Source organism: Burkholderia sp. AU17457, from assembly GCF_002223255.1.
Lineage (GTDB): Bacteria > Pseudomonadota > Gammaproteobacteria > Burkholderiales > Burkholderiaceae > Burkholderia > Burkholderia sola.
In genome coordinates this window covers 1,486,957-1,509,526 of the sequence record NZ_NKFB01000003.1, presented here as the reverse complement: position 1 = coordinate 1,509,526, position 22,570 = coordinate 1,486,957, and the positions used below count along the sequence as shown (strand labels likewise).

Sequence of the window (22,570 nt, the reverse complement as noted above, 5' to 3'; positions counted from 1 at the left end):
CATGCAGGATATCATCGTGCTCCTTCGCTCAAGTCAAAACGTCTATCATGTGCACGACACAACAATTGGAGGAATGCATGGCAACCTACAAGGAACTGAAAGCGCAAGCGGAGGCATTGGCCGAGAAAGCAGAGGCTGCGCGCCGGGCCGAGATGCAATCCATTATCGATGACATTCGTGCCAAGGTCGCGGAGTACGGCATCACCGAGAAGGACATCTTCGGAGTGCGTCGTGGCAAGTCAGCAAAGCAACAGAAAGCTGCGGCGGAGGCGAAATATCGCGATCCGAAGACTGGCGCGACATGGTCGGGCCGTGGCCGTGCACCGGCTTGGATCAAGGATGCCAAGAATCGGAATCGATTCCTGATCGAGGAGTAAGTCTTTTTAGTAATTGGGGGTTGTAAACCCGCCCGCGTTTCGCTATATTGACGACGTCGGGCGCGAGGTGCGCCCAAATGAAGCCCGCCCGGTTCGCCGCGCGGGCTTTGTTCGTTTACGCGCAAAAAATTGCCGCAAGGTACGTCTATGCCGACACGCCCGATGAAACCCTGTAAGCACCGGGGATGCGGTGCGCTCGTTGCAGACGGCAAAACGCACTGCGACAAGCATGCGCACGAGGCCGTCAAGTGGAAGCCTGATGCCGTTCGCGGTAATCGCCATGCTCGGGGATATGGAAGTGCATGGGAACGGATCAGGCTGCGCATTCTGCGCCGCGACAATGGCCTTTGTCAGCCGTGCCTACGAGCCGGACGCGTGACATCGGGGACATCTGTCGATCACGTTGTTCCGAAGGCAAAGGGCGGCACTGATCGCGACGAGAATCTGCAAGCGATCTGCAGCGGTTGCCACGCAGCGAAGACGGCCCGGGAGCGACTGCGGTGACGCGCGCATGGCAAACCTGAGGCGGGGCGTCCCGGGCGGGGTGTGGTCGGGGCGGGGCCGGCGGGGAGGGAGGGGGGGTAAAAAAGTTTGGGAGATGCCGCCTCCGGGACCGCCCGCCTCGTCGAATTTTTACGCCCGCGAAATTAAAAAATCAGGAGTTGGCCGTTGGGAGGTATTGCATCAGTGCCGGGTCGGGGCAGGAAACCCAAGCCGACAGCACGGAAAATCGCCGCGGGAAACCCGGGCAAACGCGCGCTGAATAAGGACGAGCCGGATTTCGGCTTGGTCACGAACATAGAGCCGCCGGAGTGGATTGCCGGCGAGGCGCGTGACATGTGGGAGCGCGTTGTTCCGCTGCTTTGTGGGCAAAAAATCTTGCAAGTGACCGACCTGCACATTGTCGAAATCTTCTGTGCGGCCTACGGCAACTGGCGAACTGCTCAGGACGAATTGACTCGCAACGGCCCTGTCGTCGACAGCTCACAGGGCAGTCCGATGAAGAATCCGGCCGCGACCGTTGTCAAGGAGGCGGCGGCTCAAATGGCAAGCTTCGGCGCAATGCTGGGGCTCGACCCGGCTAGTCGGCAGCGCCTGGTCGGCGCGAAGCCGAAAACGCCAGATAACCCTTTCGCGAAGCTGCTCGGCAAATGATTGGAAGACATGGCGACGAATTTCCCGCGCGTAGAGCAGGGGCTCAAGTTCGCGCGAGAAGTCGTTCGTGGCAAGCGGCCCGCTTGCCGGTATGTGCAACTTGCTTGCAAGCGCCACCTTGACGACCTTGCGGCGAGCCGAAAGAAGGATTTCCGCTGGAAGTTCGATCCGGAAGCCGCTGAGCGAAAGCTCACGCTCATTGAACTGCTACCACACACGAAAGGCGAGTGGGCGTTCAAGGGGCAATTGGTAACGCTGGAACCTTGGCAGAAGTTCGGCCTGATGGCGACCTTCGGCTGGGTCAATAAGCGCACCGGCAAGCGTCGGTTCCGCGAAAGCTATTGGGAGGTTCCCAGAAAGAACGGCAAATCGGTAATCGCGGCCGGCGTCGGTATCGGGATGTTCGTGCTTGATGATGAGTTTGGGGCGGAGGTTTATTCCGGCGCGACGTCTGAAAAGCAGGCATGGGAAGTCTTTCGGCCAGCGCAGTTGATGGTCAAGCGCTCGCCGATGCTCATCGATTCGGCCGGAATTGAGGTCAATGCCTCGAACATGAATAAGCCGGCCGACGGAAGTCGATTCGAACCAATCATCGGCAACCCCGGCGATGGCGCATCGCCTTCGTGCGCGATCGTGGACGAGTACCACGAGCATGACAGTGCCGCACTGTACGAAACGATGCTGACTGGCATGGGCGCCCGTCGACAGCCGCTCATGTTCATTATCACGACGGCAGGCGCGAACATCGAAGGACCGTGCTTCGACAAGCGCCGGCAGGTGATCGAAATGCTCGAAGGGACGGTTCCCGACGACGAGCTTTTCGGGTGGATCTGGACGATCGACGAAGGGGACGATTGGACCGATCCGCGCGTTCTGGCGAAGGCGAATCCGAATATCGGAATATCGGTCTATCAGGAGTATCTGGAGAGCCAGCAGCAACGCGCGATCAAGTCGGCACGCTTCACGAATACGTTCAAGACGAAGCACTTGAACGTGTGGACATCGGCCAAGACAGGCTATTTCAACCTCGAAGACTGGAAGGCGTGCGAGGACCGATCGCTGACGCTTGAACAATTCGAGGGGCAAGACAGCGTGCTCGCCCTCGATATGGCGCGCAAGCTCGACCTGAACAGCATGGCTCGCCTCTTCTGGCGCGACATCGACGGGAGGCGGCATTACTTCTGCGTTGCGCCGAGGTTCTGGGTGCCCGAGGACACGGTGCGTAATACCGAGAACCGTCGTACGGCGGAGCGGTATCAGGCGTGGGTCAATCAGGGCTTCCTGCTCGAGACGGACGGCGCGGAGATTGACTATCGCGACATTCTCGAAGAGGCAAAGGACGCGAACCGGATATGCCCGGTGCAATGCACGCCGCTGGACCCGCACGGCGCGACGAACCTCTCGCATCAGCTCGAAGACGAAGGGCTGACGCCGGTCACGATCGTGCAGAACTACACGAACATGTCCGACCCAATGAAGGAGCTCGAGGCGGCCATTACCGCAGGCCGATTCCACCACGACGGTAATCCGATCATGACCTGGTGTGTCAGCAACGTCATCGGCAAGAACCTGCCAGGCAACGACGATGTGGTGAGACCGATCAAGCAGGGAAACGACAACAAGATCGACGGCGCCGTGGCGCTCATTATGGCGATGGGGCGCGCAATGCTAGCCGATCGTGTCGATTCCGAGTCGATCTACGATCAAGGAGTGGGTGTTTGAAATCAATTGCTATTGCGGCCTGGGTGGCCGGCCTGCTCGGGTTTGCGCTACTGGTCGCGGGTGTGGTGCTGATCAGCCTGCCGATTGGGCTGATTGTAGCGGGTGTCCTGCTTCTGTTGTGGGCGCTCTTGGCGGATATGGCAGCGGCTCGTGCAGAGCGAGTCGTGCAGCCGAAGGAGTAGCCCAATGTTCTTCAGTAGGCAATTGCTGTCCAACGCGGGTCGGACGCAAATGGACGGCGGTGGATGGGTGTCGGCGCTATTAGGCAGCGCGCGATCGGATTCCGGTCAGGTCGTGACTCCGGCAAGCGCACTGGCGCTGACGGTCTTGCAAAACTGCATAACGCTGCTTTCGGAGAGCATCGCGCAGTTGCCGATCGAGTTGTACGAGCGCGCCGGTGACGACCGGAAGCCGGCAACGGATCACCCTCTGTATTCGATCCTGAAGTACGAGCCCAACCCGTGGCAGACCCCGTTTGAGTATCAGGAGCAGTCGCAGGTTGCTGCAGGCCTTCGCGGCAACAGCTACAGCTTCATCGATCGCGATCAGGACGGGGTCATTCGGGGCTTGTATCCGCTCGATAATGAGGCAGTGACTGTCATGAAGGGCTCGGACCTCATGCCGGTCTATCGGGTCAACGGGGCCGAGCCGATGCCGAAGCGGCTGGTGCATCACGTTCGCTGGATGTCAATCAACGGCTACACGGGCCTGTCACCTGTTCTGCTGCATGCGAACGCGATTGGGCACGCGCAGGCGATCCAGCAGTACGCCGGCAAGTCGTTCATGAACGGCACCACGCTGTCGGGCGTGATTGAGCGGCCCAAGGAGAGTCCAGCGCTTAAGGATCAGGCCAGCGTGGATCGAATCACGGACGGCTGGAACGCAAAATTCGGTGGGTCAGGCAACGCGAAGAAAGTCGCGTTGTTGCAGGAGGGCATGACGTTCAGACCGTTGTCGATGACGAACGTTGACGCAGCGCTGATTGATGCGCTGCGTCTCTCGGCGCTCGACATCGCTCGAATCTACAAGATCCCGGCTCACATGGTGAACGAGCTGGAGCGGGCCACGTTCAGCAACATCGAGCATCAATCGCTTCAGTTCGTCATCTATACGTTGTTGCCGTGGGTCAAGCGGCACGAACAGGCGAAGACGCGCGATCTGCTGCTGCCATCCGAACGAAAGCAATACTTCATCGAATACAACCTTTCGGGGCTGCTGCGAGGCGATCAGGCCTCGCGATACGCCGCTTATGCGGTCGGGCGCCAGTGGGGCTGGCTTTCGATCAACGACATCCGGCGGCTCGAGAACATGCCGCCGGTCACGGGTGGCGACATCTACCTGAGTCCGATGAACATGGTCGACGCGTCGAAGCCACAGCAAGTAACTGCCGGGAAGACTGAGCCGACGAAAGCACAAATCGGCGAAATTGAGAGGATCCTATCGTGAGACCGCACCTCAGACTTGCAAGTCTGATTTTCAACCAGCCGCAGCTCGTCACGGACCCGATGATGTCGCTCGCGGTGCAGTGGGCGAACCAGGCGCTCAACCTGAATATCGTCAATCTGACCGTGAACGGTGTGCAGCCGAAGATCATGGAGGACGACGACTACGACGGCAGCGCGCAGATGGCCGCGGCGTCCGAGCGTCGTCGTGCCCTGATAGCAGATACAGGAATGGACATCATTCCTGTATCGGGAATCCTGGTGTCGCGCTCGGCGCACATGAATCCATGCGAGCCGATGACCAGCTACGAGGATTTGCGCACTGCCGTGAATCAGGCGGTTGGGGATCCGGCCGTCGAACATATCGTTCTCGACATCGACAGCAACGGTGGCAGTGCGACCGGTGCGTTCGAACTGGCTGACGACATTCGCGCTGCATCGCTGGTCAAGCCGATCACGGCGATCGTCAACTTCTCGGCCTTCTCGGGTGGCTATCTCATCGCTGCCGCGGCGTCGAAGGTGATCGTCAGCCGCACATCGGGTGTTGGGTCCATTGGCGTGATAGCCAACCATCTCGACGTCTCGCAGCGTGACGAACAGCAGGGAATCAAGGTGACGTCGGTGTTTGCCGGCGATCACAAGAACGACCTGACGCCGCATGAGCCGCTGAGCGACCAGTCGCTATCGTTCCTTACCAGCATGGTGCAAAACAGCTACAAGCAGTTTGTCGACGCGATCGCGAACTTCCGTGGCTTGAGCACGCAGGCGGTGAAGGACACGCAGGCGGGCATCTTCTTCGGGCAGCAAGGCGTCGACGCCGGGCTGGCCGACAGCATCGAAACGCCGCAGGCAGCGATCAACCGGATTGCTGCGGAAGTGCGCGCATCACGAGCGGAGCGCCAGAGCGGGAACGCCCGACGTAGCGTGTCGGCCCGTGCGGCGGCAATGAATATGCAATCCATGCTGTAACCAACTGCAAAAAATCGGATTTTTCACGCTCATCATCAGAGCGCGTTCGCGTCTCAGTTGAGTACGGCCACCTTCGGGTGGCATTTTTTTAGGAGAAGGGTAAGTGAACATCAATGAACTCCGCCGCGAACGCGCTGCCATCAATCAGCGTGTTCAGGCGCTGGCCCAGATCGAGTTGGGCGGCACCGCCTTGTCGGTCGAACAGCAGGCTGAATTCGAACAGCTCAGTTCGAAGTTCAACGATCTGACTGCGCAAATCGAGCGCGCAGAAGCCGCGGAGCGCATGGCCGCCGCCGCCGCGGTGCCGGTCGATCCGACGCCGGCAGCAGTCACTGCGCCGGCTGCGGCGTCCGTGCCCGCGCAGCCGAAGGCCCCGGAAATCAAGGGCGCGAAGATGGCGCGCATGGTTCGCGCGCTCGCGGCGGCGCGCGGCGACGCGCAACTCGCGTCGAAGATTGCAATCGAGCGCGGCTTCGGCGAGGACGTCGCCATGTCTCTGAACACCCTTTCGCCGGGCGCGGGCGGTGTCTTGGTGCCCGAGAACCTGTCGAGCGAGGTCATCGAACTGCTGCGCCCGAAATCCGTTGTCCGGAAGCTCGGCGCACGTACGCTGCCGCTCTCGAACGGCAACATCACCATCCCGCGCCTGAAGGGCGGCGCCATCGTCGGCTACATCGGCGCAGACACCGACATCCCGACGACGCAACAACAGTTCGACGATCTTAAGCTCACGGCGAAGAAGATGGCCGCGCTGGTGCCGATCGCGAACGATCTGATCAAGTACGCCGGCGTGAATCCGAACGTCGATCAGATCGTCGTCGGCGACCTCACCTCTGCGATCGGTGCACGCGAAGACAAGGCATTCATCCGCGACGATGGCACGGCGAACACCCCGAAGGGCCTGCGCTTCTGGGCGCTTCCTGGCAACGTCATCACGGCGAGCGACGGCTCGACGTTGCAGAAGATCGAAACGGATCTCGGCAAAGCCATTCTCGCGCTTGAGAACGCAGACGCCAATCTGACGGAGCCGGGCTGGATCATGGCTCCGCGCACGTTTCGCTTCCTCGAAGGCTTGCGCGACGGGAACGGCAACAAGGTCTATCCGGAACTCGCCAACGGCATGCTCAAAGGCTACCCGGTCGGCAAGACGACGCAGGTGCCGATCAATCTCGGTGACGCCGGCAAGGAGTCGGAAATCTACTTCACCGACTTCGGCGACGTGTTCATTGGCGAGGAAGAAACGCTCGAAATCGACTACAGCAAGGAGGCGACCTACAAGGACGCCGACGGCAACATGATCAGCGCCTTCCAGCGTGACCAGACGCTGATCCGCGTGATCGCGAAGAACGACTTCGGCCCGCGTCACGTCGAGTCGATTTCCGTGCTGGCAGGGGTGACTTGGGGCGCGTAAGCGAATCTATAACCGTGCGGATCGCCCGATCGTGGGCGGTTCGTATTTCGGAGAAGAGCATGAAGGTGGTCAAGTTCAAGCGGCATTATGCGCAGTACACGCCCGGTGATGTTGCCGGGTTCGAGGACGAGTACGCGGATCGGCTCATCGACGCGGGGATTGCACAGGCGCGCGAACCCGATCTGAAGGAGACGAAAGTGCCGTCGAAGCCTGCCGCAGCGAAGGGGTAATACAAGATGGCCGCAGTTCTCGTCGAGTACCTGGACGACACGGAGCCGCTTACTTTCGAGGACATCGCCTCGCAGTGCCGAATCGATGATGACAATGAGCGAGCGTTCATCGAACAAGTGGTGATTCCCGGTGCGCGTCAGGCGGCCGAGAGCAAGTCAGGCGCTGCTATTCGGAAGGCGCGCTACGTCGAGCGGCTTGGATCTTTCCCAAAAGGCGAGATTCCACTGTCCGTCGGACAAGTCTTCGCAATGGATGCGGTTGCGGTTCGTTCGATATCCGGTGAGCATTTGACGCTAAGCGAAGCTGAATTCGAGCTAGTTCAACTCGGGCGCGAGACGCTTCTTGCGCCGTTAGGCGGTCATTGGCCAACGTTCGGCGCGCCAACGCTCACTTATCGGGCAGGCATTGATCTCGAGCACTTTCCATCGGTTCGCTCGTGGATGCTTCTTGCAGTGGCATGGGCATACGAAAATCGAGAACTTTTCTCGTTGGGGCAGTCTGTCGTGGCTATGCCGAGCCGATTTGCGGATGCCCTTCTCACTCCAATCACGGTTCCACCGAGGTTCTGATGCGCATTCCACGAATCGGTGAGCTTGATCGGCGGGTGCGGTTGCGCGGGCGCCGGGACTATCCCTATCGCGATGCCGAGCTTGAGTCCGAATTTCCGGAGCAAAAGTTGCGCTGGGCGAAGATCGAGCCGGTCGGCGCAGCCGTATACAGCGGCAGCGTGCAGATCGACGAAAAGGTCACTCACCGGATATACCTGAGATACCTCGATGGCGTCACGAACGACTACGAGGTGGTGTATCGCGAGCAGGTATTTCGTGTGAAACGTGTCGGCGATGTGAAGCGCGGGCGTCGGTTTACGGTTTTGGAAGTGGAGGAACTGGGGAATGGGAGATAACGCGAAGATCGCGCTTCACATTGACGGGTTTGAGGGCTTTGACCGGAAAATCGACTTCAAGAAAGGGCGGATACGCGCAGCAATGCGGAAGGCTGGCCGTCTTGTGGCAGGGCAAGCGCAGATGAATCTAGCGCTCGCGCGCGGGGCAGACGGCTATCCGCGTGTGCGGAGCGGCGCTTTGCGCGACAGCATTGCCTTCAAGGTTAGCCGGTCAGGATTTCTGGTTCGCGTCGAACCGAAGAAAACCGAAGCAATGAAGGCACCGTACTTCGTCTATCTGCACTATGGCGTGCGGCGCGGCGTGCGTAATGGTAAAGGGAAGCGCGTGCACTCTGGTGGTGGATATCGAATCAAGCCGCGTGCGAATTATATGGTGGACGCACTCACGGACAAGTCTCCTGAAGTGCGGGCGATTCTCACCGCAGCGTTGGCGTCCGCGTTGGAAATCCGGTAGTACGCGACACGTAATCGAAGGCCCGCAAATCGCGGGTCTTTTTACTTTGCACGATGAAAATTTCACCGACTATCGCGCATCTGCGCGACTTCTGTCCTTTGTTCGCCCGCCGCGTATCCGGAGGAATCGATTGGAGTGCGTTGGAGGACAGCGCAAAGCTGGAAATGCCCGCTGCGTTCGTCGTGATGACCGGCGACGACCCGGAACCGAACCAATTACAGAACGGGATGAGGCAGGAAATCGCCGACGAGTTCGACGTCGTCGTCGCGCTGAAGCAAGGGAACGAGCGCGGGCAAGCGGCGGCGGACGAACTGCACGATGTCCGTGCCGCGCTGTTGCGGGCGTTGGTCGGCTGGGTGCCGGATAAGCGATACGAACCGATCGAATACACGGGATGTGATCTCGTATCGACCGACCGTTTTCGCGTTCTCTATCGGTTCGGTTTTTCGGCGAATTGGACGCTCGGTAGTGGCGACGATCCCGAGACCTGGCACGAGGACATGCTGGATAAATTGCCTGCTTTGCAGGGCATCGACATTCACGTCGACGCCATCGACCCCATGGCAGACCCGAATCTGAAAAAGCCCGGCCCGGACGGCCGGATCGAAATGGAGCTCCGTGTTGAGCTGAAGGATGAACGATGACAAAAACGATGTGCGTGAAGCCCGCGGACGGGCGAATCGTTCGCGACCCGTTGCGCGGTGACGATCTGCCGGCCGACGGCCGCGATGTGCCGCGAAATGTGTACTGGCGTCGCTGCGTGCAGTCGGGCGATGTGGTTGAAATCGTGGAATCGGGCGATGTGGCCGCGAAGCCGGAGACGGCCGCCGCCGAAGTTGCGGAGGCAGAGCCGGCCGGTACCGCTCAGGGCAAGGCAACCAAGGGGAGTAAGGGATGATCAGTTTCAACAACATTCCCGCGGATCTCGCGGTTCCGCTGTTCTATGCCGAAATCGACAACTCGGCGGCGGCCACGGGCGGCAATACGCTGCGACGGCTGATCATCGGGCAGGCGAACGATGATGCCGTTGTCGATGCGCCTGCGCTCACGTTGCTGTCGCGCACGAGCGATGCGATCGCACTGGCCGGCGAAGGCTCGATGCTCGCTGCGATGAGCGACATGTGGCGCCGCGGCGACCCGGTTGGCGAAGTGTGGGGGATCGCGGTCAAGGTTGCGGAAGGTGTGGCGGCAAAGAGCACGATCGAGCTGGTCGGCACGGCGACCGAGACCGGTCTGCTGTCGCTTTACGTCGCGGGTCGACGCGTGCGCGTGACCGTCGCGAGCGGGGCGGTTGCGGCTGATGTCATGCTGCAGCTTGTTGCTGCCGTGAACGGTACCGCCAACATGCCGGTGCGCGCAGCCATTGCGGGCGTCAAACTGGAACTGACGTGCAAGTGGAAGGGCGACACGGGCAACGACATCGCGGTCGAATTCAACCGCGGCGGCCTTGCCGCTAACGAGCGTTTGCCGGCGGGGCTGAATGCGACGGCGACGCCGATGACCGGCGGTGCGGGCTCGCCCGAACTGGCTGACGTCCTGGCGGTCGTGGGCGACGAGGAATTTGAATTCGTCTGCCAGCCGTGGACGGATCCGACGTCGCTGGATGCATTCGCCGAATGGATGAACGACGTCTCGGGGCGCTGGGCGTGGTCGTCGATGTTGTACGGGCATGTCTACTCGGCGCGCCGCGGCACGCCGGGCCAACTGGTCGCTGCGGGCCGCGTGCGCAACGATCAGCACATGACGATCAATGGTTTCGAACCCGATTCGCCACGCCCGTCGTGGGAGCAGGCCGCGGCGTTCGGTGCGCGGCAAGCTGTCTTCATTTCGGCCGATCCGGCGCGGCCGACGCAAACGGGGCTGCTTGTCGGGATCAGCGCTGCTCGGCCGGGAAAGCGGTTCATCCTGAACGAGCGCCAGTCGTTGCTGACGAGCGGTATCGCGACAACGAACTCCGCGGACGGATCGGTGCGAATCGAGCGCGCTGTGACGACGTACCAGCGCAACGCGTACGGGCAGTCTGACAACAGCTATCTCGACTCGGAGACGCTGCACACGACCGGGTACGTGATGCGGTTCCTGCGCCAGCGGATTACGAGCAAGTACGGTCGGCACAAGCTGGCCGTCGACGGAACCAAATTCGGACCGGGCGCCGCGATCGTGACGCCGAAGATCATCCGTGCGGAGCTGATCGCCGCATATGACGAACTGGAGCTGGCCGGCATCGTGGAAAACGCCGACCTGTTCGCGCAATACCTGATCGTCGAGATCAACAAGACGAACCCGAATCGGGTCGATGTGCTGTTCCCGCCGGACTACATCAACCAGCTACGCATCTTCGGGCTGTTGAACCAATTCCGGCTGCAGTACCCGGAAGCGGCGGCGGCCTGACGGCGTCGACGATAGTGCAAACCGAGCGGCCCGCCATCGTGCGGGCCGCTGTCATTTCAGGAGACCGATATGGGTCAGAAGGTCGCCGGGACCGCCTACGTGAAGGCGGATGGCGAGCAGTTTTCGGTAACGGGCGGTGTCGAGTGCCCTCTGTCGGACGTCAAGCGCGAGAGCATTTTGCCGGGCCTCTATAAAGAAGAGGATCGCGTGCCGTACGTAAAGGTCGACGCGGTGTTCGAGAAGAGCTTTCCGATCGCGAAGATCCAATCCGCGGACGATATGGTTGTGACCGTGGAATTCAAGAACGGTCGCGTGTACGTGCTGAGTGGCGCGTATGTCGTGGGCGAACCCGCGGCGACGGGTGATGACGGGAAGGCATCGCTGGAATTCAACGGTGTGAAGGGACGGTGGCAATGAAAATTCGACTCAGCAAGCCAATCGACGCGCACGACGAGTCGTTGACTGAACTCGATCTGCGCGAACCGACGCCGGCCGATGTGCGGGCGATCAAGGCGCTGCCGTATGCGCTCGATCGCGAGGAAAACGTGCACGTGCGCCCGGACATCGTCGCGCAGTACATCGCGCGCCTCGCGAGTATTCCGCCGTCGTCGGTCGACCAGATCGACCTGGTCGATTTCAACTCGATCTGCTGGACGGTCGCGGGTTTTTTCTTGACTCGGGCCTCTCAGACGCTGACGACCTGATCGGCGGCGTCTACGAGCTCGCCCATTTCTGGCGCGTCGATCCGGAGCTGGAAATGACGCGCCCGATCTCGATCATTCTCGAGCATTTCGAACAGGCGAACCGCATTAGTCGTGCGGTTCCGGAGACGTAAGCGTGGCCGATCAATTTCAACTCAAAGCGCTGATTACGGGCGTCGACAAGCTCTCGCCGGCGCTCCAGGGTATTCGGAAGAATATCGCGGGCTTTCGTAAGGGGCTGAAGGCGGACGGCTTGGGCGAGATCGGTTTTCGTGACGTGGTGGCGGGCGTAGCGGTTGCCGCGCCCATCATCGCCGCGACGAAGGCGGCGATCGACTTCGAGTCGGCGATGGCGGACGTGAAGAAGGTCGTCAACTTCGACACGCCGGAGCAGTTCAAGAAGATGACCGACGACGTGCTCGGGCTCTCGAAGCGGCTGCCGATGGCCGCACGCGACATCGCGAAGATCACCGCAGCCGGCGGCCAAGCGGGCATCGACAAGAGCGAGCTCGGGCAATTTGCCGAGGACGCGGTGAAGATGGGTGTCGCCTTCGACCAGACGGCCGAGCAGGCCGGCGACATGATGGCGAAGTGGCGCACGGCGTTCAAGATGGGCCAGGGCGAGGTCGTGTCGCTCGCGGACAAGATCAACTATCTCGGTAACACGGGGCCGGCGAACGCCCGCCAGATTTCCGAGATTGTTACGCGCATCGGGCCGCTCGGCGCTGTAGCCGGCATGACAAGCGGCCAGATCGCAGCAATGGGTGCAACGCTTGCCGGCGTGGGTGTGCAGGAAGAGGTCGCGGCAACGGGCATGCAGAACTTCATGCTGGCACTGACGGCCGGCGCGAGCGCTTCGAAGAAGCAGCAGGGCATCTTCAAGGCGTTGCGGATGGACGCCAAGGCGGTCGCAGCCGGAATGCAGAAGGATGCGCAGGGAACGATCGTGCGCGTCCTGTCTGCGGTGAGCAAGGTCGACAAGGTCAAGCAAACCGCGGTGCTCGAGGGATTGTTCGGGCGCGAGTCGATCAAGGCGATTGCGCCGATGTTGACGAACCTTGATTTGCTGAAAGGCAATTTCAAGAAAGTCGGCGATTCGACGCTCTACGCCGGCTCGATGCAGCAGGAATACGACGCGCGGGCGGCGACGACGGCGAACAACCTACAGCTGATGTCGAACCGATTTACGGCGATCGGCATCGCGGTCGGCAACGTGGTCCTGCCGCCGTTGAACGAGTTCCTTGCGTTCATCGGCCCCATCGCTGACGGTGTCGCCGCATTCGCAACGGCCAATCCGGAACTCGTGAAGGGACTGCTTGGAGCCGCCGCCGGCCTGATTGCACTGCGCGGTGCGGCGGCGGTCGCTACGGTGGCAATGAAGATTTTTACGACGGTGTCGAGCCTCACGCCGCTCGGGCTGGCGGTGCGTGTGCTTGCGTTGGCGGCCGGGTTCCTGATCGCGAATTGGTCGAAGGTCAAGCCGTTCTTCGAAAAGGTTTGGGTGGGAATCAAGGATGTGTTTTTCAGCTTCCCACTCGTGCAGGTTATCGCGCAGAACTGGGGGCCGATTACTGAGTTCATGTCGGCGCTCTGGGGTGCAACGAAGATCGTGATCGGGGCCGCGTGGGAGGGCATCAAGGCGATGTTCTTCAACTTCACGCCGCTTGGAATCGTCATCAAAAACTGGGAGCCGATCGTCACGTGGTTTTCGCAGCTGTGGGACCGGGTGAAGCCCTATATCGAGCCGCTGATGAGCGGCGCGAAGTGGCTCGGCGGAAAGCTCGGTTTCGACGGCGGTAGCGCTTCGACGGGTGACGTGTTGCGCTCCGGTGCGGCGAGCTTGCGGAACTGGACGTTGGCGCAACAGACCGGAGTGTCGACGGGAACTGCCCGTGTCGCGAGCGGCGTGCTGGCGCAGCAGGGCGCGGCGAATGCTCGGCTGCAGGGCGACCTGAAAATCCGGTTCGATGGCGCCCCGCCTGGGATGCGCGTCGAGCAGGCGCAGACGAATCAACCGGGCTTGTCCGTGACGCCGAGTGTTGGCTATCGGTCGCTGTCCGGCGTGCCGCAATGAGGTCATCATGAGTTGGCGAGAAAAATTGCGGCCGGCGTCGTTCCGTGGCGTGCCGTTCAAGGTTTTCGACGACAAGACGCCGGTTGGGCGCCGCGTCGTTGTGCACGAATATCCGCGGCGGGACAGTAGTTACCCGGAGGACAACGGCAAGAAAACCCGGGAATACACGATGACGGCCTTCGTCATCGGCCCGGATTGCCTCGATCAGCGCGACAAGTTGCTTGATGCGCTCGAGCAGGAGGGGCCGGGCGAGCTGATCCATCCTTGGCTTGGCACGCTGCGCGTGCAGCCCGGCGAGTGCGACATGACGCACGTGAAGGCGGACGGCGGAATGGTCCGCTTCACGCTGGTGTTTCACGACGCGCCGGACCTGAAGTATCCGACCGGTGCAGCGAACACCGGTAAGCAGGCGCTCGGCAGCGCGGATGGGTTGCTCGATACCGCGCTGAGCCGCTATCGCGATGCGGTTGCGTTGGTCGATCTGGCGCAGGTGACCGTCGATGGTCTTATGCAGCAGGGCGGATCGATTTTCGACGTGCTCTATCGATATGCGTCGCCGTTCACGGTGTTGTTCGGAAGTGTGCGGAGTTTCGTCGAAACGCTCGTGGAGATTCCGGGCTCGATCGCGGATCGATTCCGTTCCGCATCGGATCCGGCATTTGTCGCGCGCGTGGCCCCTGCCGGTTACGCGGATGCGATCTCCGGAGCGCTCGGCAAGGTGGGGGCGATCTCGATGCTTGACGAGATTCCGCCGCCGCGCGGGCGCGAGGCGAGCAAGTTGTTCGCCGCGACGGTCGACCTCGTGCAGGACGTGTTGCTGGTCGACGTCGTGCGCGACGCCGGCGCGTTACCGACGTACTCGCCGGCCACGTTGCCGGACGGCGCGCCGGCGCTGGATGTGCAGATTGCAAATCCATTGCCCGTTGTCGATGTGCCGGTCGCGGATGATCTGCGCGACCTTGCAGAGGCTGTTTCCGAATCCATGTGGCAGCAGGGAATGGCGGCGCCGCGCGAACATTTCCAGGCACTGACAACCAGCCGTGTGAAGGTCGCGCAGCATTTGACGAAGGTTGCACGCGAAGGCGTCGGTTTGGTGACGCTAACCCCACCGGAGGCGATGCCGGCGCTCGTACTCGCGTATCGCAGATACGGCGACGCGGCGCGCGGTGACGAGATTGTGATGCGCAACCGGGTCGCGCACCCAGGCTTCCTGCCGACAGTGCCGCTGAAGATTCTTTCTCGATAGATGGCTGACAACTCCAATATCGTCACGTTGACCGTCAACGGTCTTGATTTCGCCGGATGGACCGATGTTCGAATTTCGGCGGGTATCGAGCGCCAGGCGCGTGATTTCGAGCTCGCGATTACGTGGAAGTGGCCCGGCAGCGGGGATGTACCGAGGCAGGTCAAGCAGGGCGACCGATGCGAGGTACGTATCGGGTCCGATCTGGTGCTGACCGGATACGTGTTCTCGACGCCGATCCGGTACGACGCCGCATCGCTGACGTGCGGCATCGCGGGACGATCGATCACGGCCGACCTTGTCGACTGCGGTGCAGACAACAAGCCATCGCAGTGGCGCGGTCAGCGCGTAAGCCGGGTCGTCGACGCACTGGCCGCACCGTACGGTGTGAAGGTCGTCGACGAAACAGGGGACGCGGGAACGTTGGCCGATCACACGATCGAGCCGGGCGAAACGGTCTTTGATTCGATCGACCGGCTGTTGCGGTTGTCGCGGTTGCTGTCGACCGACGACGAGCACGGACGCCTGGTCATTGCCGAGCCGGGGAGCGCCGGCAAGGCATCCGACAAGCTCGAGCTCGGCGTCAACATCAAGGGCGGTGATGCGCCGCTCGATTTTTCGCAGGTGTTCTCCGAGTACGTGTGCAAGGGGCAGCGCAGCGGCACCGATGAGGCGTTCGGCGTCGCGGTCAGCGAGATCGAGGCGCGTGCGGCGGATCCCCGTATCGCGCGGCATCGGACGATGGTGATGCGTGAGGCAGGGCAGATGACCGCCGATCTCGCGCGACTGCGCGTCGAGTGGGAGAGCGAGAACCGGATCAGTAAGGCGTTGGCGACGACCTACAAGGTGCAGGGTTGGCGACAGTCGAACGGTCAGATCTGGCGCCACAACCAGATCGTCCGTGTCGTCGACTCGATCATCGGCTTCGATCGCGACATGCTGATCGTGGAAATCGAATATTCGCAAAGCAATGCCGAAGGGATGCTCACGAAGCTGACGGTCGCTCCGCCTGACGGCTTTGCGGCCGAACCGTTGACGAAGAGGAAGAAGGTCAAGGGCAAGAAGAAGGGCAAGGACAACTTTGAATTTCTGCTGCCGGCAGATTGGGAGAAGCAATGAGCAAGCCAGGTAAGTGGCTGGTGCGCGGCGTTGTGTCGCACGTGAATTCCGCGTCAAAGATGCAGACGTTGCAGGCGCGGTTGATGGCGGGTGCAGTTAAGGACGGTGTGGAGCATTTCGAACCGTACGGGTTTACTTCGCATCCCATCGATGGCGCCGAGGCGATCTACGGTTCTCTCGATGGGGATTCGTCGCATTGTGTGGCATTGGTTGTTGCCGATCGCCGGTTTCGCCCGCTGAACCTCAAGCCCGGTGAGGTTGCGATTTTCACGAGCGAAGGCGACAGCCTGATTTTCCGCAACGGCCGCATCGCTGAGCTGACAACGGGAACGTTCCGGGTCAACGCCTCCGAGAAAATCGAATTCAATTCGCCGATCGTGGAGGCATCGGAACAGGTTGTCGCAAAGGGACGTTTGACCGCGCAATCTGGCATGGCCGTGCGCGCGGGCGAGGGCGGTGCCGAGGCGGCGACGTTCGACGCACCCATTCGCACGCCGGACGTCATCGTCGATGGCAAGAGCACGGCTCGGCACCGTCACGCGGAGACCGGCGGCATTACGGAAGAAATGCAATGAGCGACGCGCGAGAAGCGATGTTGCGGCGCGCGGTCGAGATCAGCCTGTTTACGTGGCGACGTGCGGAGCCCGGCGATCCGCTCGACGACGACGAGCGAATGGGATGGTGGGGCGACAGCTTCCCAGATGTCGCCGGCGACCGAATTGGCTCGCGTTTATGGCTGTTGCGGCGGCAGGTGTTGACGGCAGAAGTGCTGCGTCGTGCCGAGGAATACTGCCGCGAAGCGCTGCAATGGATGGTCGACGACGAAATCGTGACAGCAATCAGCGTCAGTGTGAAACGAGCGGCTGGTGTGGGGCGCGCGGCAACAGAGCGAGCGATCGGGGAGATTGTCCTGTCCGACGACCGCGACGGGCCGCTCACGATCAACTACGACGACATGTGGAGAATTTTCGATGACTTTTCCGTTGCCGACGCTGCCTGAGCTGATTGAGCGGGTAGGCGGCGATCTGACATCCGCGGCGGATGGAGCGCTGCGGCGCTCGGATCAGCGCGCGCTTGTACGGGTCCATTCGGGCGCCAGCCACGAGATGCACGGGTTTCTCGGATGGACGGCACGGCAAATTCTGCCGGACGACTGCGACGAGGAAATGCTGTTGCGCCACGCGCGGCTGCGGCTCGCGGTGCCGCGCAAAGATGCCGCGGCCGCGTCGGGTTTCGTATCCGCCAGCGGGGCTGAGGGAAAAACCATCGACGCGGGCGCCCTGCTGCAGGCTGACGACCAGCGACGCTACGTGGTTGTCGAGACCGCGACGATTCGAGCCGGAGTCGCGAAGGTTCAGGTGCGAGCCGTCGATGCGGGGGTTGCGGGCAACATTGGCGCCGGCGTGCGGTTGCGATTTATTTCGCCAGTCGTTGGCGTATCGGACACCGTCGCGGTGCTGGATCCCGGAATTTCGGGCGGCACGGATCAAGAATCTGTCGAGCGATTGCGGCAACGGGTCATTCGCTCTTATCGCCTCGTGCCTGACGGTGGGAACGGAGACGATTACGTGACATGGGCGCTCGAGGTGCCCGGCGTTACGCGCGCGTGGTGCCGGCCGCACTACATGGGGCTCGGTACGGTCGGCGTCTTTTTCATGCGCGACGAGGATCTCAACCCCGTCCCGGACGAGCAAGCATGTGCGACGGTGAAGGCGTATATCGAGCGACAGCGGCCGGTGACTGCGGAGTTGTACGTGCTTGCGCCAAAGCCTCGCGGGATTGATTTCGATATTCGGCTTTCGCCTGACGATGAGGCAACGCGGGCGGCCGTCGTGGAAGACCTGTCCGATTTGCTGGAACGGGAGGGGGCGCTCGGAGTGACCGTACTTGAATCGCATCTCAGGCAGGCGATCAGCGGCGCACGCGGCGAACGCGATCACAAGCTGCTGCAACCCGTCGCCGACGTCGCACTGCAGCCGAACGAGATCCCGGTGATAGGGGCCATGAAATGGCAGTGAAAGACGAGGCGGACTATCTGCAGATGCTACGCGCGTTACTGCCGCCCGGTCCCGCATGGAGCGACGAGCTCGCTCCGCGGGTGCACCGCGTGCTCGCCGGCCTGGCTCCGGAATTTCTGCGCATCGATGCCCGTACACGTGCGTTGCTCGACGAGATGGACGCCGCGACGGTGCGCGAGCTTGTGCCGGATTGGGAGCGCGTCTGTGCGCTACCGGACGAATGCCTTGGACCGGCGCAGTCCTTCGAAGAGCGACAGCGCGAAGTGCGAAACCGATTGCTGGGCGTTGGTGGTCAACGCATCGCGTATTTCGAATCGCTTGCACGTGAGAACGGCTATCCGGACGCCCGGATCGAGGAACACCGCGCGCCGCGGTTTGGCCGGTCGCGATTCGGTGTTGCTCGCTTCGGTACGTGGGCGCAGCAGTACATCTGGACGATGCACATGGGGCGGCGGCGCAGCGACGGTCGCCGCTGGGGCGTGACGGTTTGGGGCGAGCGGTTCGGACGCAATCCGAATAGCGGCATCGAGTGCTACATCCGGCGTCATGCGCCCGCGCATACGTTGGTGATTTTTGACTACGAGGTATAGGGATGGATTATCCAAAGAGCGTGCCGGGTGTTGGCCTGGTGGATGGGAAGTTCGTCGACGAAAATCCCGGCGCCGGGCAGGTTGGCTCGTTGATTCCGTCGAAGTGGGGGAATGACCTGACGGACGAAGTGCTCAATGTGCTGCGGGAAGCGGGCATCAATCCCGACGAAGCGACGACGACGCAATTGCGTGACGCGGTGCTCGCGATCGCGCAGCGCTCCGTGTCCGGTTCCATCGCGAGCCAAGCGGAGGCTGAGGTGGGCAAGGACAACACGAAGCTGATGACACCGCTGCGCGTCGCGCAGGCCACGGCGAAGAAGCAGGATGCGTTGGGCTACACGCCAGTTCAGCAGGGTACGGGCATCGCACAAGGTCCGAACACCGTAAAGATCGGTTGGGCGAAGGACGGCAGCGGCCTGCTCATCACTGTCGACAACACCGACCTCGGTGCTGTTGCGCTGGCCAAGCAGCTTGCTGCGTATGTGACGCAGCAGTGGGTGCAGGGATACGCCGTCAGCATCGCCGCTCCGCGGATGCAGGACCGCCCGGTCGTAGGCCGGAATGGTTGGCAGGCCGATTTCGCGCTTCAGAACCGGCGGGAGGGCCAAAACGTCACGACCTACCTCCGCGCCCGAGATGGCGGTGGGCTCGAGATCATCAACAACGCTTACAACGGTGTTCCGTGGAACATCAGCGATGGTGGCGAAACGTGGCAATCGGGCAACCTGCATGTGGGCGGCTCGATGCTGCAAACGGATGGCAACCTTCTCTGTAGTTTCCGTGGTGCATGGTTGAACTCGATTCTCGATGACCTCTACGCTCGCTCCGAGAATCGAGCGGTTGCAGGCGCGCGCGTGCAGTGGGATTCAGGGCTCGCCGAATTTGACTACGTTGGTTCCGTGAGCAGCAATATTCACGGTCAAATCGATTTGCCCCCACCGTGGGTGGTGACAGGGCTCCGCGTTGCTGCGAGTACTAGTTCGATCACGGCAATTTGGCAGCGCGGTGTTGTCTTACGTAACCAATAAGGATCTCAAATGGATTTCAGTAAGTACACGCATGATCACATGGTGCTTGCCCTGAAGCGCATGTACCCCGACCTCATGCCGGGTAAAGACTACCGCGCAGCTCAACCGGTAGAGCGGAACGGAGCACAAAGCGGCCCTCCGTTTATCGCGCATTGGGCGAGTGAATTGGTGCCGCAGCCCGAGGATGCGGACGTGCATGCGTACTTCGAAGCTAACGAAGAGTCGATCCGCGCAGAATATATCCGGTTCTTCCGGGACATGGCGCTGCGCAGTAGTGACGGTAAGACCGTCGTCCCGCCCGATGCCCCGCCTTCGGTCAAGGCCCAGGCCGATGCATGGACGAAGTACCGCGAAGCGCTGCGGAAGATCCCCGAGCAAACGGTATTTCCGTTTGAGATTGAGTGGCCCCAATCTCCGGACGAGGAATTTGCTCCCTCTAGTTGAGGTTGCCGGCCCAGCGTGGCCGCCAGTTTGGGGTCGCGGCCAAGTATGGCCGGACAGAAATCACTGCCGCCTTTGGGGCGGCTTTTTCGTTTACGGGGATTCGATGCAAGACCACGAAAAGACGATTCTGGAGCTGATCATCATGGGCGGACTGATTGGTATTGCGAAGGTGCTGGTCGGCAGCGAGCAGCTGACGTTCCGGCTGGTCGCCGGCAGGGCGGTATTGGGTTCGGCGACGTCAATGGTCGCCGGCTTGGCACTGTTGCAGATCCCGGATCTGCCGCCGATCGCGCTGCTCGGTCTTGGTAGCGCGCTCGGCATCATCGGGTCGCAGTACCTCGAGGTGCTGCTGCGTCGGAACGCGAAGCGACTGTTCGGGGAGAAGTGACGATGGCGCGTATCACTGTTACCGCTGCTGGCGGCCGGAATCGCGTCGCGTTTCTCGACATGATCGCCGTGAGCGAGATCGGCTCCGATCTGCTGGCGAAGTCGGACGACGGCTACAACGTGCTCGTCGGCTCGACGCCGTCACGGCCGCTGCTGCTCTCCGGCTATGCGACGCATCCGAACGTGCTCAACCGACAGATCCCGGTGCCGTCGACGGCCGCCGGCCGCTATCAGATCCTCGCGCGCTGGTGGCGGATCTATCAGGCGCAGATGAAGCTACCGGACTTCGCGCCGATCTCGCAGGACCGGTATGCATTGCAGCAGCTGCGCGAGCACGGCGCACTGCCGTTGATCGACGCCGGCCGGTTCCGCGAGGCGGTGGCGAAGGTGTCGAACGTATGGGCCAGTCTGCCAGGCGCTGGGTATGGTCAGCACGAAAACAAGATCGAACACTTGCTGGCCGCGTACCGGGCGGCCGGCGGGGAGGTGGTCGCATGACGTGGATCGATCCGCGTATCTGGCTGCTCGTCGTCGCCGGCGTCATCGCCGGTTCAGCGGGCGGGTACTTCAAGGGGCACCGTGATGCGGACCAGTCCGCAAAGGTCGCCGATCAGGCGAAGCAGATCGATGATCTGCGGGCTGAACGTGACGAATTCGGCCGTCGGCTGGTGGCACAACAGGGGATCGCAAACGATGCTGCGAAAGAACGTGATAAGGCGCGCGCTGATGCCGTTGCTGCCGGTGGTGCTGCTGACGGCCTGCGTAAGCAGGTCGCCGCACTCATTGCCGACGCTCGACGTGCCGGCGCTGCGACCGGAAGCCCGGCAACCGGCGGCGCCCTCGATTTGCTTGCCGACCTGTTCGGCCGGGCTGACCAGCGCGCGGGCGAGCTGGCAGAATACGCTGACCGTGCCCGCATCGCCGGCCAGCAGTGCGAGCGCGACTACGACGCGCTGACGGCGCAGAAGTAGAGGCAATCGGACTCTCGGCCGGCGGCTAGTTGAGCGGTTCGATGTAGAACCCGCGGGCCGTCAGGTCCATCTTCGCGTCGCTGAACGAGTCGAAAATGTCGTATCCGCATTCGACATACGTGGTCTCGGGATCGAATTTGAGTTCCTCGATGTTGCGCTTCCATGTGAGCGGCAAGTCGGTGGAGTGCCCCGGATCGAAGTGGGTGACGCTCAGGTACGGCGGATGAATGCCGCGAGGCGGATACTCCGTGCGTAGTACGAGCTCGACGTTCACGACGACATGGTGTTCCGGGATGCGGTCCGCGTAACGCAGCAGGTATGCCCGCAGCGAATGGCCGTCTTTCCGGTCCTGCGCCGAGGCGAAGCCAAACCAGTCGTCGTCGGAATCGCTGAATTCTTCCGCAATCGTGCGCATATCGACCTCCAGTGCGACGAGCGTCCAGAATGCCACAGGCGCGTCACAAGTTCATCCGCGCCCGTCGCAGTTCCTCGCGAAGCATGTGGTAGAGCTTTCGAAACGGCCCAAACGGACCATCCAGATCACCGCGATCCGACGTCGCGCGCTCGGTCGATTTCCACCAGTCCATCACCTTCTCAAGCGATTTTCGCAGCGCCACGATCTCGAGGATGAGCCGCCGGACCTCGGGGTCGCGGTGGGTGCGCCAGAGCTCGCGGAGTTCCGATTCGGTCGGGGCCACGAAGTCCGGCATCGAGACGAGGCGGTGATATTGCTCCCTGAGTGGCACCACATTTCGATCGACCTTCGTCTCCTCCAGCGGGCGCGGGTCAGATTCGTCGAGGAACTGCCCGGTGTAGGACTGAAATTCTCCGCGCGTCACGGGGAGGTGCGTGCGCCGGCGCTCTCCGGATTCGAGATGCGTGTACTCCCAGATATAGGCCCAGCACGGTTTCATGATGCGATGTGATACTGTATGAATG

The 22,570-nt window shown here is 61.7% G+C and carries 31 protein-coding genes; 29 read left to right on the top strand and 2 right to left on the bottom strand.

The window, feature by feature from the left end; all coding sequences use genetic code 11:
• The first annotated feature begins 77 nt into the window (after positions 1–77).
• The 29 genes from CFB49_RS09640 (at position 78) to CFB49_RS09505 (ending at position 21,631) form a co-directional block, all read left to right on the top strand.
• Positions 78–377, top strand: a complete 300-nt coding sequence (locus tag CFB49_RS09640; protein ID WP_059461408.1) for an H-NS histone family protein — start codon at positions 78–80, stop codon at positions 375–377.
• Between the two features lie 147 nt (positions 378–524).
• Positions 525–881, top strand: a complete 357-nt coding sequence (locus CFB49_RS09635; RefSeq protein ID WP_089491232.1) for an HNH endonuclease — start codon at positions 525–527, stop codon at positions 879–881.
• Positions 882–1,046: 165 nt separating this feature from the next.
• Positions 1,047–1,532 (top strand): phage terminase small subunit P27 family, encoded by a 486-nt coding sequence (locus CFB49_RS09630; protein ID WP_059652952.1) that lies wholly within the window; start codon positions 1,047–1,049, stop codon positions 1,530–1,532.
• A 9-nt stretch (positions 1,533–1,541) separates the two neighbouring features.
• The gene (locus CFB49_RS09625; protein WP_089491457.1) at positions 1,542–3,254 is read left to right on the top strand and encodes a terminase large subunit; all 1,713 of its coding nucleotides are present in this window, start codon (positions 1,542–1,544) and stop codon (positions 3,252–3,254) included.
• On the top strand, positions 3,251–3,436 hold the full coding sequence (locus tag CFB49_RS09620) for a hypothetical protein (protein WP_089491231.1): 186 nt from the start codon (positions 3,251–3,253) through the stop codon (positions 3,434–3,436). The genes CFB49_RS09625 and CFB49_RS09620 overlap by 4 nt, the downstream gene beginning before the upstream one ends.
• Before the next feature lie 4 nt (positions 3,437–3,440).
• Complete coding sequence (locus tag CFB49_RS09615; protein WP_089491230.1) at positions 3,441–4,700, top strand: phage portal protein; 1,260 nt, start codon at positions 3,441–3,443, stop codon at positions 4,698–4,700.
• Positions 4,697–5,665 (top strand): S49 family peptidase, encoded by a 969-nt coding sequence (locus tag CFB49_RS09610; RefSeq protein WP_089491229.1) that lies wholly within the window; start codon positions 4,697–4,699, stop codon positions 5,663–5,665. The genes CFB49_RS09615 and CFB49_RS09610 overlap by 4 nt, the downstream gene beginning before the upstream one ends.
• Before the next feature lie 103 nt (positions 5,666–5,768).
• Positions 5,769–7,076: a phage major capsid protein gene (locus tag CFB49_RS09605; RefSeq protein ID WP_089491228.1), complete on the top strand. Its 1,308-nt coding sequence runs from the start codon at positions 5,769–5,771 to the stop codon at positions 7,074–7,076.
• 59 nt (positions 7,077–7,135) lie between these two features.
• Complete coding sequence (locus CFB49_RS36265; protein ID WP_179234876.1) at positions 7,136–7,306, top strand: hypothetical protein; 171 nt, start codon at positions 7,136–7,138, stop codon at positions 7,304–7,306.
• Positions 7,307–7,312: 6 nt separating this feature from the next.
• Positions 7,313–7,876, top strand: coding sequence for a phage head-tail connector protein (locus CFB49_RS09600; RefSeq protein ID WP_089491227.1), 564 nt, complete (start codon positions 7,313–7,315; stop codon positions 7,874–7,876).
• Complete coding sequence (locus CFB49_RS09595; protein WP_089491226.1) at positions 7,876–8,211, top strand: phage head closure protein; 336 nt, start codon at positions 7,876–7,878, stop codon at positions 8,209–8,211. Before CFB49_RS09600 ends, CFB49_RS09595 begins: the two co-directional genes overlap by 1 nt.
• Positions 8,201–8,665, top strand: coding sequence for a hypothetical protein (locus CFB49_RS09590; RefSeq protein ID WP_089491225.1), 465 nt, complete (start codon positions 8,201–8,203; stop codon positions 8,663–8,665). Before CFB49_RS09595 ends, CFB49_RS09590 begins: the two co-directional genes overlap by 11 nt.
• A 53-nt stretch (positions 8,666–8,718) precedes the next feature.
• On the top strand, positions 8,719–9,309 hold the full coding sequence (locus CFB49_RS09585) for a phage tail terminator protein (RefSeq protein WP_089491224.1): 591 nt from the start codon (positions 8,719–8,721) through the stop codon (positions 9,307–9,309).
• On the top strand, positions 9,306–9,563 hold the full coding sequence (locus CFB49_RS09580; RefSeq protein WP_249190314.1) for a DUF2635 domain-containing protein: 258 nt from the start codon (positions 9,306–9,308) through the stop codon (positions 9,561–9,563). The genes CFB49_RS09585 and CFB49_RS09580 overlap by 4 nt, the downstream gene beginning before the upstream one ends.
• Positions 9,560–11,056 (top strand): phage tail sheath subtilisin-like domain-containing protein, encoded by a 1,497-nt coding sequence (locus CFB49_RS09575; RefSeq protein WP_089491223.1) that lies wholly within the window; start codon positions 9,560–9,562, stop codon positions 11,054–11,056. The genes CFB49_RS09580 and CFB49_RS09575 overlap by 4 nt, the downstream gene beginning before the upstream one ends.
• Before the next feature lie 69 nt (positions 11,057–11,125).
• Positions 11,126–11,473, top strand: coding sequence for a phage tail tube protein (locus tag CFB49_RS09570; protein ID WP_059474076.1), 348 nt, complete (start codon positions 11,126–11,128; stop codon positions 11,471–11,473).
• A complete protein-coding gene (locus CFB49_RS09565) occupies positions 11,470–11,760 on the top strand; it encodes a phage tail assembly protein (RefSeq protein WP_196480369.1) in 291 nt (96 codons plus the stop codon). Before CFB49_RS09570 ends, CFB49_RS09565 begins: the two co-directional genes overlap by 4 nt.
• A 133-nt stretch (positions 11,761–11,893) precedes the next feature.
• On the top strand, positions 11,894–13,831 hold the full coding sequence (locus tag CFB49_RS09560) for a phage tail tape measure protein (protein WP_089491222.1): 1,938 nt from the start codon (positions 11,894–11,896) through the stop codon (positions 13,829–13,831).
• Positions 13,832–13,838: 7 nt separating this feature from the next.
• Positions 13,839–15,077 (top strand): DNA circularization protein, encoded by a 1,239-nt coding sequence (locus CFB49_RS09555; protein WP_089491221.1) that lies wholly within the window; start codon positions 13,839–13,841, stop codon positions 15,075–15,077.
• Positions 15,078–16,193: a phage baseplate assembly protein gene (locus CFB49_RS09550; protein WP_089491220.1), complete on the top strand. Its 1,116-nt coding sequence runs from the start codon at positions 15,078–15,080 to the stop codon at positions 16,191–16,193.
• The gene (locus tag CFB49_RS09545) at positions 16,190–16,768 is read left to right on the top strand and encodes a phage baseplate assembly protein V (protein ID WP_089491219.1); all 579 of its coding nucleotides are present in this window, start codon (positions 16,190–16,192) and stop codon (positions 16,766–16,768) included. Before CFB49_RS09550 ends, CFB49_RS09545 begins: the two co-directional genes overlap by 4 nt.
• A complete protein-coding gene (locus tag CFB49_RS09540) occupies positions 16,765–17,193 on the top strand; it encodes a phage GP46 family protein (protein WP_089491218.1) in 429 nt (142 codons plus the stop codon). The genes CFB49_RS09545 and CFB49_RS09540 overlap by 4 nt, the downstream gene beginning before the upstream one ends.
• On the top strand, positions 17,165–18,211 hold the full coding sequence (locus CFB49_RS09535; protein WP_089491217.1) for a baseplate J/gp47 family protein: 1,047 nt from the start codon (positions 17,165–17,167) through the stop codon (positions 18,209–18,211). The genes CFB49_RS09540 and CFB49_RS09535 overlap by 29 nt, the downstream gene beginning before the upstream one ends.
• Positions 18,202–18,801, top strand: coding sequence for a YmfQ family protein (locus CFB49_RS09530; RefSeq protein ID WP_089491216.1), 600 nt, complete (start codon positions 18,202–18,204; stop codon positions 18,799–18,801). Before CFB49_RS09535 ends, CFB49_RS09530 begins: the two co-directional genes overlap by 10 nt.
• A 2-nt stretch (positions 18,802–18,803) precedes the next feature.
• On the top strand, positions 18,804–19,829 hold the full coding sequence (locus CFB49_RS09525; protein WP_179234875.1) for a hypothetical protein: 1,026 nt from the start codon (positions 18,804–18,806) through the stop codon (positions 19,827–19,829).
• Between the two features lie 9 nt (positions 19,830–19,838).
• Positions 19,839–20,273, top strand: a complete 435-nt coding sequence (locus tag CFB49_RS09520) for an XkdW family protein (protein ID WP_089491215.1) — start codon at positions 19,839–19,841, stop codon at positions 20,271–20,273.
• Positions 20,274–20,376: 103 nt separating this feature from the next.
• Positions 20,377–20,661 carry a holin gene (locus CFB49_RS09515; protein ID WP_006408930.1) on the top strand — a complete coding sequence of 95 codons (285 nt, stop codon included), beginning with the start codon at positions 20,377–20,379 and terminating at the stop codon, positions 20,659–20,661.
• 2 nt (positions 20,662–20,663) lie between these two features.
• Entirely contained in the window at positions 20,664–21,158 is a 495-nt protein-coding gene (locus CFB49_RS09510) for a glycoside hydrolase family 24 protein (protein WP_089491214.1), read from the top strand.
• Positions 21,155–21,631: a DUF2514 family protein gene (locus CFB49_RS09505; RefSeq protein ID WP_089491213.1), complete on the top strand. Its 477-nt coding sequence runs from the start codon at positions 21,155–21,157 to the stop codon at positions 21,629–21,631. Before CFB49_RS09510 ends, CFB49_RS09505 begins: the two co-directional genes overlap by 4 nt.
• A 25-nt stretch (positions 21,632–21,656) precedes the next feature.
• Here the strand turns inward: CFB49_RS09505 and CFB49_RS09500 are convergent, their stop codons facing one another.
• Both CFB49_RS09500 and CFB49_RS36260 read right to left on the bottom strand, forming a co-directional pair.
• Positions 21,657–22,046: a hypothetical protein gene (locus CFB49_RS09500; protein WP_143329268.1), complete on the bottom strand. Its 390-nt coding sequence runs from the start codon at positions 22,044–22,046 to the stop codon at positions 21,657–21,659.
• 43 nt (positions 22,047–22,089) lie between these two features.
• Complete coding sequence (locus CFB49_RS36260) at positions 22,090–22,545, bottom strand: hypothetical protein (RefSeq protein WP_179234874.1); 456 nt, start codon at positions 22,543–22,545, stop codon at positions 22,090–22,092.
• Positions 22,546–22,570: the final 25 nt, after the last annotated feature.